This window comes from Klebsiella sp. CN_Kp073, assembly GCF_040065495.2.
Classification (GTDB): domain Bacteria; phylum Pseudomonadota; class Gammaproteobacteria; order Enterobacterales; family Enterobacteriaceae; genus Klebsiella; species Klebsiella aerogenes.
Genome location: NZ_CM198051.1, coordinates 102,904 through 118,218, shown reverse-complemented (window position 1 = coordinate 118,218; position 15,315 = coordinate 102,904). Strand labels below are relative to the sequence as shown.

Sequence of the window (15,315 nt, the reverse complement as noted above, 5' to 3'; positions counted from 1 at the left end):
TCAAAAACCCGGGATATGTTGCCCGTTGAGCCACTGCGCCAGCGCGGCAATATCCGGGTTTTGCAAAAAGGCGACCAGCTGGCGCGCCCTTTCCTGCCCCACCCCCGGTAATTGCCGCCACTGGGACTCATTGCGCTCCTGCAATAGCTGCCAGTTTTCTGACGCAACGCTCGCCTGCGCGGACTGAGGTATCGGTACCCCCAGCGCCAGCACCCAACGAATAAACGGCTGCTCGCGGGTCAAATTGAACTGATGCCACAGCCGCAGGCCACGCTTGCTGGTAATGCCTGGCACGCTCTGTAGTTGTTCAGGCGTCAAAGCCAGCCATGAAAAAAGATGTGCCATGCGGCGATCGTCTATTAGCGTGCGCCATAGCGCCTCTCCTGCTCCCCCCATATCCAGAACTGGCTTAGACGATAGCCAAACAAGCCGGGAGAGAAACTGCCCGGCGCACTCGGACGACGCATAATAACAGGTTAAGGAATGAAAACGGGGCGAAGGCGGTTGTGGCGCATCGCGGTGGCTGGCCCGCCAGACCACGCTATCCAGACGCGGGATCCCCTGTCCAGCCAGGCTTATTAGCACCTGGTCTCCGGCGACGATGTCTAACTGCCGCCAGCGGGCCACCGAGCCAATATTGACCCGACGCACCAGTTTATCGTCCAGTTTTACCGGTTCGAGATGCGCCACAACGGCTATCTTGCCGCTGCGCCCGACAGTGAACTGGATTGTGGTCACTTCCGCCACCTGCGAAAACGGCTGATATTTCCAGGCCGCCACCCAGTGCCCCTGTCCTGGAAGCCAACTGCCCCCGGCTGGTTCTTTTTCCGCACGGATCACAATGCCATCGGTGACAAAGGGCAGCGGCGAGGCGAACCAGCGCTCGCGCCAGACGGCGGTCTCCTGCCAGTCTTTCACCGGATGGGAATAGCGCTGCGCCAGAGGAAACCCGCCGTCGGCAAGCAGCGCCAGGCGGGCGGACATCCGGGCCGGACCGTCGGGCCAGGCCCAGATAAAAACCCCCAGCGTATTCAGCGTTGCCGATGGCGCTTTGCGCATCAGTATCCCGGCGACTTTCGCCCGTGAATTCATACCGCCCGCCTGTTTTTGTATGTGCCCCTCTTGCAGCTGAAAAATCTCGCCCTGTAGCACGCTATTTGCCAGCGCTCCTGCGGTAGTTTGCGGTACGTCGGGGATCTGGCGCACTTTTACCGTCCAGTCTTCCCCCGCCAGACCGTCGCCGCGGCTAATCGCCTGTATTAACCTCCCCGCGCGATAAACCAGCGTCACCGCCACCCCGTCAACTTTCGGCTGTACCCACAGATTGGGTTTCTCGCGCATCCAGCGTCCGACGCTTGCGGCATCAGGCAGTTTACGCACGCCGGTATGCGGGATGGGATGTTTGACTTCGCCGCACGGCGGCGGCAGCTCGTCTTCAGGCGTCTCCTGACCGAAGCAGCGCCGCCACTGCGCCAACCGGGCAGATAGCATGTCATAGACCTCGTCGCTGACCTCGCTGAGACCCTGCTGCCAGTAGGCCGCTTTCCAGTCGGCAATCTGCTGGCTCAGGCGATCTATCTCCTGCCCGGCTTGTTGCAAAGACCACGCCGGGCAGGTCGCCGTTGCCATTGCCGCCGCCATCCATAACGCTGTCGCTATCAGCCATCTGCACATGCCTTTACCTCCTTGTTCTACCTTGCGGCATCGTGCGCTAAAGACCGAAGCCGCGGCGACAGGCAAATCATTACGTTGCGAGCGGCTTTCCAGGATTTACACCTTGTTGCTGCAACTGCTTAAGAAATCAGGAAAGCGGCAGGCAAAATGAAAGAAACAGCGGCAAAAAGTGTGACAATGACTGCGTCACGCGGCGGCGGCGTGTATAATAGGCTCGTATGTAGGATCTCTTTCGACAATCACATACAAAAGACACTCATGGCTCAAGGCACGCTTTATATTGTTTCCGCCCCTAGCGGCGCGGGTAAATCCAGCCTGATTCAGGCTTTATTGAAAACCCAACCGTTGTACGATTCCCAGGTTTCTGTTTCGCATACCACGCGCAATCCGCGCCCGGGTGAAGTTCACGGTGAACACTATTTCTTTGTCGATCACGATAAATTCAGGTCGATGATTAGCGAAGACGCTTTCCTTGAGCACGCTGAGGTTTTTGGCAATTATTACGGGACCTCTCGTGAAGCTATCGAGCAGGTTCTGGCGACCGGCGTTGATGTTTTTCTTGATATCGACTGGCAGGGCGCCCAGCAAATCCGTAATAAAATGCCCGGCGCGCGCAGTATCTTTATTCTGCCGCCGTCAAAAGACGAACTTGACCGCCGCCTGCGCGGCCGCGGCCAGGACAGCGAAGAAGTCATCGCAAAACGTATGGCGCAGGCAGTTGCAGAAATGAGCCATTACGCGGAATATGATTACCTTATTGTGAATGATGATTTTGATACCGCTTTAGGCGATCTGAAAAACATTATCCGCGCTGAACGTCTGCGCATGAGCCGCCAAAAGCAGCGACATGGCGCTTTAATCACCAAACTATTGGCAGACTGAACCCACATTCAGTATCATGCCCAGTCATTTCTTCACCTGTGGAGCATTTTAAGTATGGCACGCGTAACTGTTCAGGACGCTGTAGAGAAAATTGGTAACCGTTTTGACCTGGTACTGGTCGCCGCGCGTCGCGCTCGTCAGATGCAGGTAGGCGGAAAGGATCCGCTGGTACCGGAAGAAAACGATAAAACCACCGTTATCGCACTGCGCGAAATCGAAGAAGGTCTGATCAACAACCAGATCCTCGACGTACGTGAGCGCCAGGAACAGCAAGAGCAGGAAGCCGCTGAATTACAAGCCGTTACCGCGATTGCTGAAGGTCGTCGTTAATCACACAGCGGGTCGCCCTTGTATCTGTTTGAAAGCCTGAATCAGCTGATTCAAAACTACCTGCCGGAAGAGCAAATCAAGCGCCTTCGGCAGGCGTATCTCGTTGCACGTGACGCTCACGAGGGTCAGACACGTTCAAGCGGTGAACCCTATATCACGCACCCGGTAGCGGTGGCCTGCATTCTGGCCGAGATGAAACTCGACTACGAAACGCTGATGGCCGCGCTGCTGCATGATGTGATTGAAGATACCCCTGCAACCTACCAGGACATGGAACAGCTTTTTGGTAAAAGCGTCGCCGAACTGGTAGAGGGGGTGTCGAAACTTGATAAGCTCAAGTTCCGCGATAAGAAAGAGGCGCAAGCCGAAAACTTCCGCAAAATGATCATGGCGATGGTGCAGGATATCCGCGTCATCCTCATCAAGCTTGCCGACCGCACCCACAACATGCGCACCCTGGGCTCGCTACGCCCGGATAAACGCCGTCGCATCGCCCGCGAAACGCTGGAAATTTATAGCCCTCTGGCGCACCGTTTAGGTATCCATCACATTAAAACCGAGCTCGAAGAGCTGGGCTTTGAAGCGCTGTACCCTAACCGCTACCGCGTCATTAAAGAAGTGGTCAAAGCGGCGCGCGGCAACCGAAAAGAGATGATTCAGAAAATCCTCTCTGAGATCGAAGGGCGTTTACAGGAAGCGGGGATCCCCTGCCGCGTTAGCGGTCGCGAAAAGCATCTGTACTCTATTTACTGCAAAATGGTGCTCAAAGAGCAGCGTTTTCACTCGATTATGGACATCTACGCCTTCCGCGTTATCGTTCACGATCCCGATATCTGCTATCGCGTGCTGGGCCAAATGCACAGCCTCTACAAGCCGCGTCCAGGCCGTTTCAAAGATTACATCGCCATTCCGAAAGCGAACGGCTATCAATCTTTGCACACCTCGATGATTGGCCCCCACGGCGTCCCGGTCGAGGTACAAATCCGTACCGAAGATATGGACCAGATGGCGGAGATGGGGGTTGCGGCGCACTGGGCGTATAAAGAGCACGGGGGCGAAAGCAGCACGACCGCGCAAATCCGCGCTCAGCGCTGGATGCAAAGCCTGCTGGAACTGCAGCAGAGCGCCGGTAGCTCGTTTGAATTTATCGAGAGCGTTAAATCCGATCTGTTCCCGGATGAGATTTACGTTTTCACCCCGGAAGGGCGCATTGTCGAACTGCCTGCCGGCGCCACGCCGGTGGACTTCGCCTACGCGGTGCATACCGATATCGGCCATGCCTGCGTTGGCGCGCGCGTCGACCGTCAGCCCTATCCGCTGTCGCAGCCGCTCTCCAGCGGCCAGACTGTCGAAATCATTACCGCGCCGGGCGCGCGTCCGAATGCCGCATGGCTGAACTTTGTCGTCAGCTCGAAAGCGCGCGCCAAGATCCGCCAACTGCTGAAGAATCTTAAGCGCGACGATTCCGTCAGCCTTGGCCGCCGATTGCTCAACCACGCGTTAGGCGGCAGCCGCAAGCTGGCAGAAATCCCGCCGGAGAACATCCAGCGCGAACTTGACCGCATGAAGCTTGCCACGCTTGACGATCTGCTGGCGGAAATCGGTCTCGGTAACGCAATGAGCGTCGTGGTAGCGAAAAATCTGCAGCAGGGCGAAGCCTCTGCCGCACCGGTGCCGGCCAACGCGTCGAATCACGGCCATCTGCCGATCAAGGGCGCCGATGGCGTGCTGATTACTTTCGCCAAGTGCTGTCGTCCGATTCCGGGGGACCCGATCATCGCCCACGTCAGCCCAGGCAAAGGGTTGGTTATCCACCATGAATCCTGTCGTAACATCCGCGGCTACCAGAAAGAGCCTGAGAAGTTTATGGCGGTCGAATGGGATAAAGAAACTGCGCAGGAATTTATCGCCGAAATTAAGGTGGATATGTTCAACCACCAGGGCGCGCTGGCTAACCTGACGGCCGCAATCAACACCGCGTCTTCCAATATTCAGAGCCTGAATACGGAAGAAAAAGATGGCCGCGTTTACAGCGCCTTTATCCGCCTGACCGCGCGCGACCGCGTGCATCTGGCGAATATCATGCGCAAAATTCGCGTCATGCCGGACGTGATTAAAGTCACTCGTAACCGAAATTAGCTTTTACAAAAATCGAATCCCCAGGAAGGTACTGAAGTACGTGACTGGGGTGAGTGAGTGCAGCTAACGCCGAGGCAGTTCGAAGGATTAAGTAGAATGAATTCACAGCGTTATGCGCGTATCTGCGAGATGCTCGCCAGGCGTCAGCCTGATCTGACGGTCTGCATGGAGCAGGTCCATAAACCCCATAACGTCTCTGCGGTCATCCGCACCGCAGACGCCATCGGCGTACATGAAGTACACGCCATCTGGCCTGGCAGCCGCATGCGTACCATGGCCTCTGCCGCCGCCGGCAGCAATAGCTGGGTGCAGGTGAAAACGCACCGCACGATCGGCGATGCCGTCAGCCACTTAAAAGGCCGGGGCATGCAAATCCTCGCGACGCACCTTTCCGACAAAGCCATCGATTTTCGCGAAATCGACTATACGCGCCCGACCTGCATCCTGATGGGCCAGGAGAAAACCGGCATCACCCAGGAAGCGCTGGCGCTGGCAGACCAGGACATCATTATTCCAATGGTCGGTATGGTGCAGTCGCTGAACGTCTCCGTCGCCTCCGCGCTGATCCTTTACGAAGCGCAGCGTCAGCGGCAGAACGCCGGAATGTACCAACGCGCCAATAGCATGCTGCCGCCTGAAGAGCAGCAGCGGCTGCTATTTGAAGGCGGGTACCCGGTGCTGGCACGCGTCGCCAGGCAAAAAGGTCTGCCTTATCCCCACGTCAACGAGCAGGGCGAAGTCGAAGCCGATGCCGAGTGGTGGGCAACGATGCAGGCGGCGAGGTAAATCCGATGTCAGGCCGCCTGTTAGATGCCGTACCGCTCAACTCGCTGACCGGCGTTGGCGCCGCACAGAGCAGCAAACTGGCGAAAATCGGTCTGCATACGGTTCAGGACCTGCTACTACACCTGCCGCTACGCTATGAAGACCGGACTCACCTGTACCAAATCGGCGAACTGCTGCCGGGCGTCTACGCAACCGTAGAGGGTGAAGTGCTCAACAGCAATATCACCTTCGGCGGCCGCCGGATGATGACCTGTCAGATCAGCGACGGCTCCGGCATCCTGACCATGCGTTTTTTTAACTTCAATGCGGCGATGAAAAACAGCCTGGCGACCGGTCGTCGTGTGCTGGCCTACGGCGAAGCTAAACGCGGCAAGTTCGGCGCCGAGATGATCCACCCGGAATATCGCGTGCAGGGCGATATGAGCACCCCGGAGCTGCAGGAAACCCTGACTCCGGTCTACCCGACCACTGAAGGCATTAAGCAGGCGACGCTGCGCAAACTCACCGATCAGGCGCTTGAGCTGCTGGAAACCTGCGCGATTAGCGAACTGCTGCCGCCGGAGCTGGCGCAGGGGATGATGAGTCTGCCGGAGGCGCTGCGTACGCTGCACCGCCCGCCGCCGTCGCTACAGCTCAGCGAGCTGGAGAGCGGTAAACATCCGGCACAGCAGCGTCTTATCCTGGAAGAGTTGCTGGCGCATAATCTCAGCATGCTGGCGCTCCGCGCCGGTGCCCAGCGCTACCATGCGCTGCCGCTCAGCGCCAACGACACGCTGAAAACCCAGCTTCTGGCTTCCCTACCCTTTAAACCAACGGGCGCGCAGGCGCGCGTCACCGCGGAGATCGAGCGCGATATGGCGCTGGACGTGCCGATGATGCGCCTGGTGCAGGGCGACGTCGGATCCGGTAAAACGCTGGTCGCCGCGCTGGCCGCCCTGCGCGCTATCGCCCATGGCAAACAGGTGGCGCTGATGGCGCCGACCGAACTGCTGGCCGAGCAGCACGCCAATAATTTCCGCAGCTGGTTCGCGCCGCTGGGCATTGAAGTCGGCTGGCTGGCTGGCAAACAGAAAGGCAAAGCGCGCCAGGCGCAGCAGGAAGCCATTGCCAACGGCGAAGTGCAGATGATTGTCGGCACCCACGCCATTTTCCAGGAGCAGGTACAGTTTAACGGCCTGGCGCTGGTGATTATCGACGAACAGCATCGCTTTGGCGTTCATCAACGCCTGGCGCTGTGGGAAAAGGGCCAGCAGCAGGGCTTTCACCCGCATCAGTTGATCATGACCGCGACGCCTATCCCGCGCACCCTGGCGATGACCGCCTATGCCGATCTCGATACCTCGGTTATCGACGAGCTGCCGCCGGGCCGTACCCCGGTCACTACCGTCGCTATCCCGGACACCCGCCGCAGCGACATTATCGACCGCGTGCGCAACGCCTGCACCCAGGAAGGTCGCCAGGCCTATTGGGTCTGTACGCTGATTGAAGAGTCCGATCTGCTGGAAGCCCAGGCGGCGGAAGCCACCTGGGAAGAGCTCAAGCTGGCGCTGCCGGAACTTAACATCGGTCTCGTTCACGGGCGAATGAAACCAGCGGAGAAACAGGCCGTGATGCAGGCCTTCAAGCAGGGTGAGATGCACCTGCTGGTCGCCACCACGGTGATTGAAGTCGGCGTCGACGTCCCTAACTCAAGCCTGATGATTATCGAAAACCCGGAGCGTCTGGGTCTGGCGCAGCTGCACCAGCTACGCGGGCGCGTCGGGCGCGGCGCCGTCGCCTCCCACTGCGTGCTACTCTATAAATCGCCGCTCTCCAAAACGGCGCAGAAGCGCCTGCAGGTGCTGCGCGACAGCAACGACGGTTTCGTCATCGCCCAGAAAGACCTTGAAATCCGCGGCCCCGGCGAGCTTCTCGGCACCCGCCAGACCGGCAACGCCGAATTTAAAGTAGCGGACTTGCTGCGCGATCAGGCCATGATCCCCGAGGTTCAGCGCATTGCTCGCCATATTCACGAACGCTATCCGCTGCAGGCGCAGGCGCTGATTGAGCGCTGGATGCCGGAAACCGAACGCTATTCCAACGCGTAGCGCGTCCTTTTTGCCGCGCTACGGGCAACTTTTCTACACAATGAGTGGATTATGAAACGAGAACTGGCCATCGAATTTTCGCGTGTCACCGAAGCCGCCGCGCTGGCGGGCTATAAATGGCTGGGCCGCGGCGATAAAAATACCGCCGACGGCGCAGCGGTTAACGCCATGCGCATTATGCTTAACCTCGTCAATATCGACGGCACCATCGTCATCGGCGAGGGCGAAATCGATGAAGCGCCGATGCTCTATATCGGCGAAAAAGTGGGTACCGGCAAAGGCGACGCGGTAGATATCGCCGTCGACCCAATTGAAGGCACCCGCATGACGGCCATGGGCCAGGCCAACGCGCTGGCAGTGATGGCGGTCGGCGATAAAGGCTGCTTCCTCAACGCGCCGGATATGTATATGGAAAAGCTGATTGTCGGCCCCGGCGCTAAAGGCGCTATCGATCTCAATCTGCCGCTGGAAGATAATTTGCGCAACATCGCCCGCGCGTTGAATAAACCGCTCGCTGAACTGACCGTCACCGTGCTGGCGAAACCCCGCCACGACGCGGTCATTGCGCAACTGCAGCAGTTGGGCGTGCGCGTGTTCGCGATCCCCGATGGCGACGTGGCGGCCTCTATCCTTACCTGCATGCCGGATAGCGAAGTCGACGTGCTGTACGGCATCGGCGGCGCGCCGGAAGGCGTGGTTTCGGCGGCGGTGATCCGCGCGCTGGACGGCGATATGCAGGGCCGCCTGCTGGCTCGTCACCACGTGAAGGGCGACAGCGAAGAGAACCGCCGTATCGGTGAAAACGAACTGGCGCGCTGCAAAACCATGGGCATCGAAGCGGGCAAAGTGCTGCGTCTTGATGAAATGGCGCGCAGCGATAACGTCATCTTCTCCGCCACCGGAATTACCAAAGGCGATCTACTAGACGGCATTACCCGCAAGGGCAATATGGCGACCACTGAAACGCTGCTGATCCGCGGTAAATCGCGGACTATCCGCCGTATTCAGTCGATTCATTACCTCGACCGAAAAGACCCGGACGTCCAGCAACACATCCTGTAAAACATTTGATCAATCGAGCTTTCCAGCCTTTTCGGGCTGGAAATCTTCTCCCGTCGCGGTGAAGATAGACTGACGAGATTGAAAGGAGAGACGCAATGGCAAACTGGGTTACAGGTAAAGTTGTAAAAGTGCAAAACTGGACCGATGCACTGTTTAGCCTCACCATTCACGCGCCCGTTGAGCCGTTCACCGCAGGGCAGTTTGCTAAACTGGGCCTGGATGTTGACGGCGAGCGCGTGCAGCGCGCCTACTCCTACGTCAACGCCCCCAGCAATCCCGATCTTGAGTTCTACCTGGTCACCGTTCCGGAGGGTAAACTCAGCCCGCGACTGGCCGCGCTGAAACCCGGCGACGACGTGCAGATTGTCAGCGAAGCCGCCGGTTTCTTCGTGCTGGAAGAGGTGCCGGACTGCGACACGCTGTGGATGCTCGCCACCGGTACGGCGATCGGCCCCTATCTGTCGATTCTGGAAGAAGGGAAAGACCTGGATCGCTTCAAGAACCTGGTGCTGGTGCATGCGGCGCGCTATGCCGCCGACCTCAGCTATTTACCGCAAATGCGCGAGCTGGAGCAGCGCTATGCCGGCAAATTACGTATCCAGACCGTGGTCAGCCGCGAGACAGCGGAAGGTTCGCTGACGGGCCGGGTGCCGTTCCTGATTGAAACCGGCGCGCTGGAAGAGGCGGTCGGCCTGCCGATGACCGCCGATACCAGCCACGTGATGCTGTGCGGCAACCCGCAGATGGTGCGTGATACCCAGCAGTTGCTGAAAGAGACCCGGCAGATGACCAAACATCTGCGTCGCCGACCGGGCCATATGACGGCAGAGCACTACTGGTAATCAGACGTCCGCTTTCCAGCGGACATCCTGCGTCTCTTTGCCAAACTTATTTTCGCCCTGGGTGCCGACGAACGCGCCCAGGTCGATCAACATCATGACGATAATCAGCGTCGGTACAAAGCGCCCGACGCCCCACTGCCAAACCTGCGGCAACATCGCCCAGTTGCCCGCCAGCAGCATCCACGCCAGAATCATCAGCAGCGCCCAGAGGCCGGATCTCCCGCGATCGTGCAGACGCTTCACCACGACCGCCGCCGTCGGCCAGAGCAGGCAGACGAGAATAAACGCCGCGGTCTGTAAACTCAGCAAATTGCTGCCCGCGAGAGTAAACAGCGCGCTCATGGTCAACACCCAGATAACGATCCAAATCCAGAAATCCCGGCGGCCAATACGGCCTTTAATTGAGAATAACCACTGCTGTAGGGTCATGTTTTATTCCTTATCATCATCATTCGCGTAGTTTACCCTGAAGGCGTCACTTTTTGACAAGCGTGACGGTTCCCGTTTTAATCGTCGGCAGGCAAAAAAAGGAAAGATGGGCATGAAGAAGTGGGCAATCTTAAGTTTGATTGGGCTGACAGCGTTATCTGTCGGCCCGATGGCGTTGTCCGCAGAAACGGAATCCGCCGCCACCGCCCCCTATCTTTTACCCAGCGCGCCGATTTTTGATGTCAGCATCAGCGAGTTCCGCGAGAAATTTAATGCCGATAATCCGAAACTGCCGCTTAACGAGTTTCGTTCTATCGCCTCCAGCCGCGATAAAGCCAACCTGACCCGCGCCGCCACCAAGATTAACGAGAATCTGTATGCCTCTACCGCGCTGGAGCGCGGCACGCTGAAGATTAAATCAATGCAGATAACCTGGCTGCCGATTCAGGGGCCGGAGCAAAAAGCGGCGAAAGCGAAAGCGCAGGAATATATGAGCGCCATTCTTCGCGCCTTTGTGCCGACCCTAAGCCCACTGCAGAGCCAGCAAAAGCTGCAAAAACTGCTGACCGCCGGCAAAGGCAAACGCTACTACACCGAAACCGAAGGCGCGGTGCGCTATGTAGTGGCAGATCACGGGGAAAAAGGGCTAACTTTCGCCATTGAACCGATTAAGCTAGCGCTATCTGAAACGCTGGAAGACAACAATAAATGACAAAAAGCAAAGCCTTTCCAGTGACGAGTCTCTATACTGTTTCACAGACCATGCTGCCCCCTGGGGCGGCTATATTCCTTAATTCGCTTAGTAGCGTGGAGAATTAAAATGCGACATCCTTTAGTGATGGGTAACTGGAAACTGAACGGCAGCCGCCACATGGTAAACGAACTGGTTGCTAACCTGCGTACTGAACTGGCCGGCGTAAGCGGCTGTGCAGTGGCAATCGCGCCGCCGGAAATGTATCTCGACCTGGCTAAGCGTGCGGCAGAAGGCAGCCACATTCACCTGGGCGCGCAGAACGTTGACGTGAACCTGTCCGGCGCATTCACCGGTGAAACCTCCGCCGAAATGCTGAAAGATATCGGCGCGCAGTACATCATCATCGGCCACTCCGAACGCCGTACCTACCACAAAGAATCTGACGAACTGATCGCGAAGAAATTCGCTGTACTGAAAGAGCAGGGTCTGACGCCGGTTCTGTGCATCGGTGAAACCGAAGCGGAAAACGAAGCGGGCAAAACTGAAGAAGTTTGCGCGCGTCAGATCGACGCGGTTCTGAAAACTCAGGGCGCAGCCGCTTTTGAAGGCGTGGTTATCGCGTACGAACCAGTATGGGCTATCGGTACCGGTAAATCCGCTACCCCAGCGCAGGCTCAGGCGGTACACAAATTCATCCGTGACCACATTGCTAAAGCTGACGCTAAAATCGCTGAGCAGGTCATCATCCAGTACGGCGGTTCCGTTAACGCCGGCAACGCCGCAGAGCTGTTCACCCAGCCGGACATCGACGGCGCGCTGGTTGGCGGCGCATCCCTGAAAGCAGACGCTTTCGCGGTGATCGTTAAAGCTGCAGAAGCGGCGAAAAAAGCGTAATTCGCTTTCCCGGTGGTGAAACGCCGCCGGGGTTGCTGACAAATTCGCACGAGTCATAACCCGGCTTAGCGCAGCGCGAGCCGGGTTTTATATTATCGCTACAATTTCCCCAATAGCTGATACCACGTGTAATCCAGCGGCAGCAAAATCAAATAGCTCACCGCCGCCAGCGCCAGACATAGCAACATCCCCGCTCTCGCCGGGACTTTACCTAATCCCATCGCCACCACGATCGGCGACGCCTGGTACGGCAGCAGCGGCGTGGAATAACCCAGCACCTGAATCATAATCACGCTCAGCAGCGGAAAGCCGGTCGCGTCGGCAAAGCTCTGCGCAAAAGTCGTATACAGCGCCGGGACGCCGTTGGCGGTCATAATAAAATTCAGCGCGCTGGTAATTCCGGTCAGCGCCAGGAAGCTGGTGAACGGATTATCTTTATCCAGCGGCATCACCTGCAGCAGCGCGTTACCCACCGCGCCGCCAATCCCGGTTTGGGTCACGGTAATCGCCAGTCCCAAAATGCCGGCAACATAAATGCAGGTGCGCATATTCACCCCGCTGGCGAACTCCTCGCCGCTGATAAATCCCACTCGCGGCAACAGCGTGACCACCGCCGCCGCCAGGCCGGTCCACGCCGGGCCGACGCCGTGCCAGCTCTCTGTCACCCATAACGTCAACACCACCGCCAGCAGCCACGCCAGACGCTTTTCGTCGCGGCTCATAGGCGCCAGCGGCGCCAGCTCGCGCGGCGAATGCGGTTTGCCGGGAAACAGCCAGCAGATCAGCGCCACCAGCACCGCCCCTTTCAGCCAGCCAAGTACCGGCGTATGCAGCAGTAAATAGGGAACGTAATTCAGATGGATCCCGTAAGAGCCTTCCGCCGCGCCGCTCATCACCAGATTCGGCACGTTAGCGGGCAAAATGGTCGCAGATAGCTGGAAGGTGCCAAAGCCCACCGCCAGCGCCAGGCCGTACCAGCCGCGCGTGCCGTCGGCTATCCCCGCGCGCCGGGCCATCGCCGCCACGATCGGCATTAACAGCGCGATGCGCCCCATATTTGATGGCATCACGAACGCCAACGCATAACTCAGTAATACCACGCTGCCGACCATCCGCGGCCAGGAGTCGGTGAGCCGCGCCGATAGCGCCTGCGCCGCTCTATCCGCCAGTCCGGTTTTTCGAATGGCGATCCCCAACACAAAGCCGCTGAACACCAGCCAGAACGCCGAGGAAGCAAAACCGCCGAAGATCACCTCCGGCGGAGCGATTTTGGTCATCATCGCCGCCGCGAAGAACAGCAGCGCGGTGATAAATTCCGGTAACAGCGAAGTCGCCCAGAGCACAATGGTGATGCCGACGATCAGCGAAGGGAGGAACAGCGGGTGGGTTAGCCAGAGCGACATGCCTGTCTCCTGTCGTTTTTTTCAGCAAGAATACGACGACAGGAAAGACAGGTAAACGCCAGAACTAGTGGTTTGCGTTAAGAATTGCGCAGCTATGATCCTGAATTTCTTCCGCCGAAGCACGGTTGAGAGTCAGCAGGTTACGCTCTGTCGCCAACAGCACCAGCGAGCCATCGCTTTGACGCGCCATCGCTAACGCATAACGCCCCATATGTTCGCGCGCTTCCGGTACCTCTTCCGCCAGCATCAGGAACGGGCTGCGCTGAGCCAGCTCGGTTTCCGTTACCCGACGCGCCAGATATTCATGGCCCTGCAGACCGCCCGGCAAGGGTAGCCAGCGGCTGCTAATCGTCGCCGCATCATTATCTAACTGCGCGCGGACATCGGGACGCAGGCAGGAGATATGAATATGGAAGTGGTTTTGCGTGCGCCCGCTGCGCGAGTTAATCGCCAGCGATACCGCGTTATCATCAATTGGCGCGCCGCGGCGCTGGCTCATAATTTCGCGCCCCTGCCAGGCCTGCCAGAAGAAATTCGGCGTTAGCGGATCCAACAACAGCGGACTTTCGGTACCGTTAATACGGTAGGTCGGCATTAGCAGATATTGCAGCGGGCCGTTGCGATCTTTAAACAATACGTAGCCGCCTTTCAGGTTCACTTCCGCGCACGGCGACGGGTTCTGATGTTGCTGCTGATTGGGTACGCACTGCTGCAGGACAATATGACGTAACGCGTTCGGGTTGCCGGAATGCAGCCAATAGTAGCCGCCGGCCAAAGCCGCCAGAATAACCACCAGCAGCGCCCACAAAAAGTATCTTACTCTTCTCATTATCGTTCCCTGTTAAGCCTGAACCGGAAGAGTAACGTAATTTGATGACTAAATGAAAACAGATGGTCGGCGAGGAGTTATCCCGGGTAACGGCTGGCGCCTTACCCGGGCTACCGGACGGCGCAGAACTGTAGCCCTGCTAAGCGTAGCGCCAGCAGGGACAAGAGGATTAACGCTGGCTAATCTGGTCGAAGGTACCGCCGTTGGAGAAGTGCTCCTTCTGCGCTTTCGTCCAGCCGCCGAACTCCTGATCGATGGTAAACAGCTTCAGTTTCGGGAACTCGTTGGCATATTTCTTCGCCACATCAGGATCGCGCGGACGATAGAAATTCTTCGCCGCAATCTCCTGGCCTTCCGGCGAGTAGAGATACTTCAGGTACGCTTCCGCCACCTGACGAGTGCCTTTCTTATCCACCACTTTATCGACGACGGAAACCGTCGGCTCTGCCAGAATGGACTCGCTCGGCGTCACGATTTCAAACTTGTCCTTGCCCAGCTCTTTCGTCGCCAGCAGCGCTTCGTTCTCCCAGGCAATCAGCACGTCGCCGATCCCGCGTTCCACGAAGGTGTTGGTAGAACCGCGCGCGCCGGAATCCAGCACTTCCACGTTTTTATACAGCGCCTTCACGAACTCCTGCGCTTTAGCCTGATCGCCGTGATTCTGATGCAGGGCATAGCCCCAGGCCGCCAGATAGTTCCAGCGGGCGCCGCCGGAGCTTTTCGGGTTCGGGGTGATGACCGATACGCCTGGTTTAATCAGGTCGTTCCAGTCATGGATCTGTTTTGGGTTGCCCTTACGGACGAGGAACACGATGGTTGAGGTATACGGCGCGGAGTTATCCGGCAGGCGTTTCAGCCAGTTTTTATCGATACGACCGCGTTCGGCAATGGCGTCTACGTCGTAGGCCAGCGCCAGGGTGACGACATCCGCTTCAATCCCGTTGATAACCGACGTCGCCTGTTTGCCGGAGCCGCCGTGCGACTGACGGATCACCACGTTATCGCCGGTTTCCTGCTTCCAGTGCGCGCTAAACGCTTTATTGTACTGTTCGTACAGCTCGCGCGTCGGATCGTACGAGACGTTCAACAGCTGATAATCTTTTGCCAGCACGCTGGCGGATGCCAGCAACAGAGTTAACCCTACGCCCCACTTATTCATCGCACCGCTCTCTTTATGTGTGTTGTGATGAACTTAGCCTGCCAGAAAGCGAATCAATGATTAAAGAATAAAAAAAGATTGGCTATAACCTGGAGATATAAAGCG

Annotated in this window: 14 protein-coding genes; 9 read left to right on the top strand and 5 right to left on the bottom strand. The window is 57.8% G+C overall.

The genetic code is table 11. The features are described from left to right. Positions 1-1,674, bottom strand: coding sequence for an NAD-dependent DNA ligase LigB (gene ligB / locus ABLV66_RS00580; protein ID WP_348876610.1), 1,674 nt, complete (start codon positions 1,672-1,674; stop codon positions 1-3). Between the two features lie 258 nt (positions 1,675-1,932). On the opposite strand from ligB, the gene gmk reads away from it, so the two are divergent. The 7 genes from gmk (at position 1,933) to fpr (ending at position 9,802) form a co-directional block, all read left to right on the top strand. Then, positions 1,933-2,556, top strand: a complete 624-nt coding sequence (gmk, locus tag ABLV66_RS00575) for a guanylate kinase (protein ID WP_015369144.1) — start codon at positions 1,933-1,935, stop codon at positions 2,554-2,556. A gap of 54 nt (positions 2,557-2,610) precedes the next feature. Further along, positions 2,611-2,886 carry a DNA-directed RNA polymerase subunit omega gene (gene rpoZ / locus ABLV66_RS00570; protein ID WP_000135058.1) on the top strand — a complete coding sequence of 92 codons (276 nt, stop codon included), beginning with the start codon at positions 2,611-2,613 and terminating at the stop codon, positions 2,884-2,886. An 18-nt stretch (positions 2,887-2,904) separates the two neighbouring features. Continuing rightward, positions 2,905-5,025 carry a bifunctional GTP diphosphokinase/guanosine-3',5'-bis pyrophosphate 3'-pyrophosphohydrolase gene (spoT, locus tag ABLV66_RS00565; RefSeq protein ID WP_015369143.1) on the top strand — a complete coding sequence of 707 codons (2,121 nt, stop codon included), beginning with the start codon at positions 2,905-2,907 and terminating at the stop codon, positions 5,023-5,025. A gap of 96 nt (positions 5,026-5,121) precedes the next feature. After that, positions 5,122-5,811: a tRNA (guanosine(18)-2'-O)-methyltransferase TrmH gene (trmH, locus tag ABLV66_RS00560; RefSeq protein WP_047047644.1), complete on the top strand. Its 690-nt coding sequence runs from the start codon at positions 5,122-5,124 to the stop codon at positions 5,809-5,811. A gap of 5 nt (positions 5,812-5,816) precedes the next feature. Next, entirely contained in the window at positions 5,817-7,898 is a 2,082-nt protein-coding gene (recG, locus tag ABLV66_RS00555; RefSeq protein WP_020077678.1) for an ATP-dependent DNA helicase RecG, read from the top strand. A 51-nt stretch (positions 7,899-7,949) separates the two neighbouring features. Next, positions 7,950-8,960 (top strand): class II fructose-bisphosphatase, encoded by a 1,011-nt coding sequence (gene glpX, locus ABLV66_RS00550; protein ID WP_045390580.1) that lies wholly within the window; start codon positions 7,950-7,952, stop codon positions 8,958-8,960. Positions 8,961-9,055: 95 nt separating this feature from the next. Further along, positions 9,056-9,802: a ferredoxin--NADP(+) reductase gene (gene fpr, locus ABLV66_RS00545; RefSeq protein ID WP_032709404.1), complete on the top strand. Its 747-nt coding sequence runs from the start codon at positions 9,056-9,058 to the stop codon at positions 9,800-9,802. Here the strand turns inward: fpr and ABLV66_RS00540 are convergent, their stop codons facing one another. Then, on the bottom strand, positions 9,803-10,231 hold the full coding sequence (locus ABLV66_RS00540; RefSeq protein WP_045390577.1) for a DUF805 domain-containing protein: 429 nt from the start codon (positions 10,229-10,231) through the stop codon (positions 9,803-9,805). It abuts the gene before it with no gap. A gap of 112 nt (positions 10,232-10,343) precedes the next feature. Between ABLV66_RS00540 and ABLV66_RS00535 the strand changes: the two genes are divergently transcribed. Together ABLV66_RS00535 and tpiA are read left to right on the top strand one after the other, a co-directional pair. Further along, entirely contained in the window at positions 10,344-10,943 is a 600-nt protein-coding gene (locus ABLV66_RS00535) for a DUF1454 family protein (protein ID WP_015369137.1), read from the top strand. Between the two features lie 108 nt (positions 10,944-11,051). Then, on the top strand, positions 11,052-11,819 hold the full coding sequence (tpiA, locus tag ABLV66_RS00530; RefSeq protein WP_002922909.1) for a triose-phosphate isomerase: 768 nt from the start codon (positions 11,052-11,054) through the stop codon (positions 11,817-11,819). A gap of 98 nt (positions 11,820-11,917) precedes the next feature. Here the strand turns inward: tpiA and ABLV66_RS00525 are convergent, their stop codons facing one another. The 3 genes from ABLV66_RS00525 to ABLV66_RS00515 all read right to left on the bottom strand — a co-directional run bounded on the left by ABLV66_RS00525 (position 11,918) and on the right by ABLV66_RS00515 (position 15,210). Further along, positions 11,918-13,222 (bottom strand): SLC13 family permease, encoded by a 1,305-nt coding sequence (locus ABLV66_RS00525; protein ID WP_348876612.1) that lies wholly within the window; start codon positions 13,220-13,222, stop codon positions 11,918-11,920. A 64-nt stretch (positions 13,223-13,286) separates the two neighbouring features. Continuing rightward, the gene (locus ABLV66_RS00520; protein WP_045390571.1) at positions 13,287-14,051 is read right to left on the bottom strand and encodes a CDP-diacylglycerol diphosphatase; all 765 of its coding nucleotides are present in this window, start codon (positions 14,049-14,051) and stop codon (positions 13,287-13,289) included. 169 nt (positions 14,052-14,220) lie between these two features. Continuing rightward, positions 14,221-15,210 (bottom strand): sulfate ABC transporter substrate-binding protein, encoded by a 990-nt coding sequence (locus ABLV66_RS00515; RefSeq protein WP_015369134.1) that lies wholly within the window; start codon positions 15,208-15,210, stop codon positions 14,221-14,223. Between the last annotated feature and the right edge of the window lie 105 nt (positions 15,211-15,315).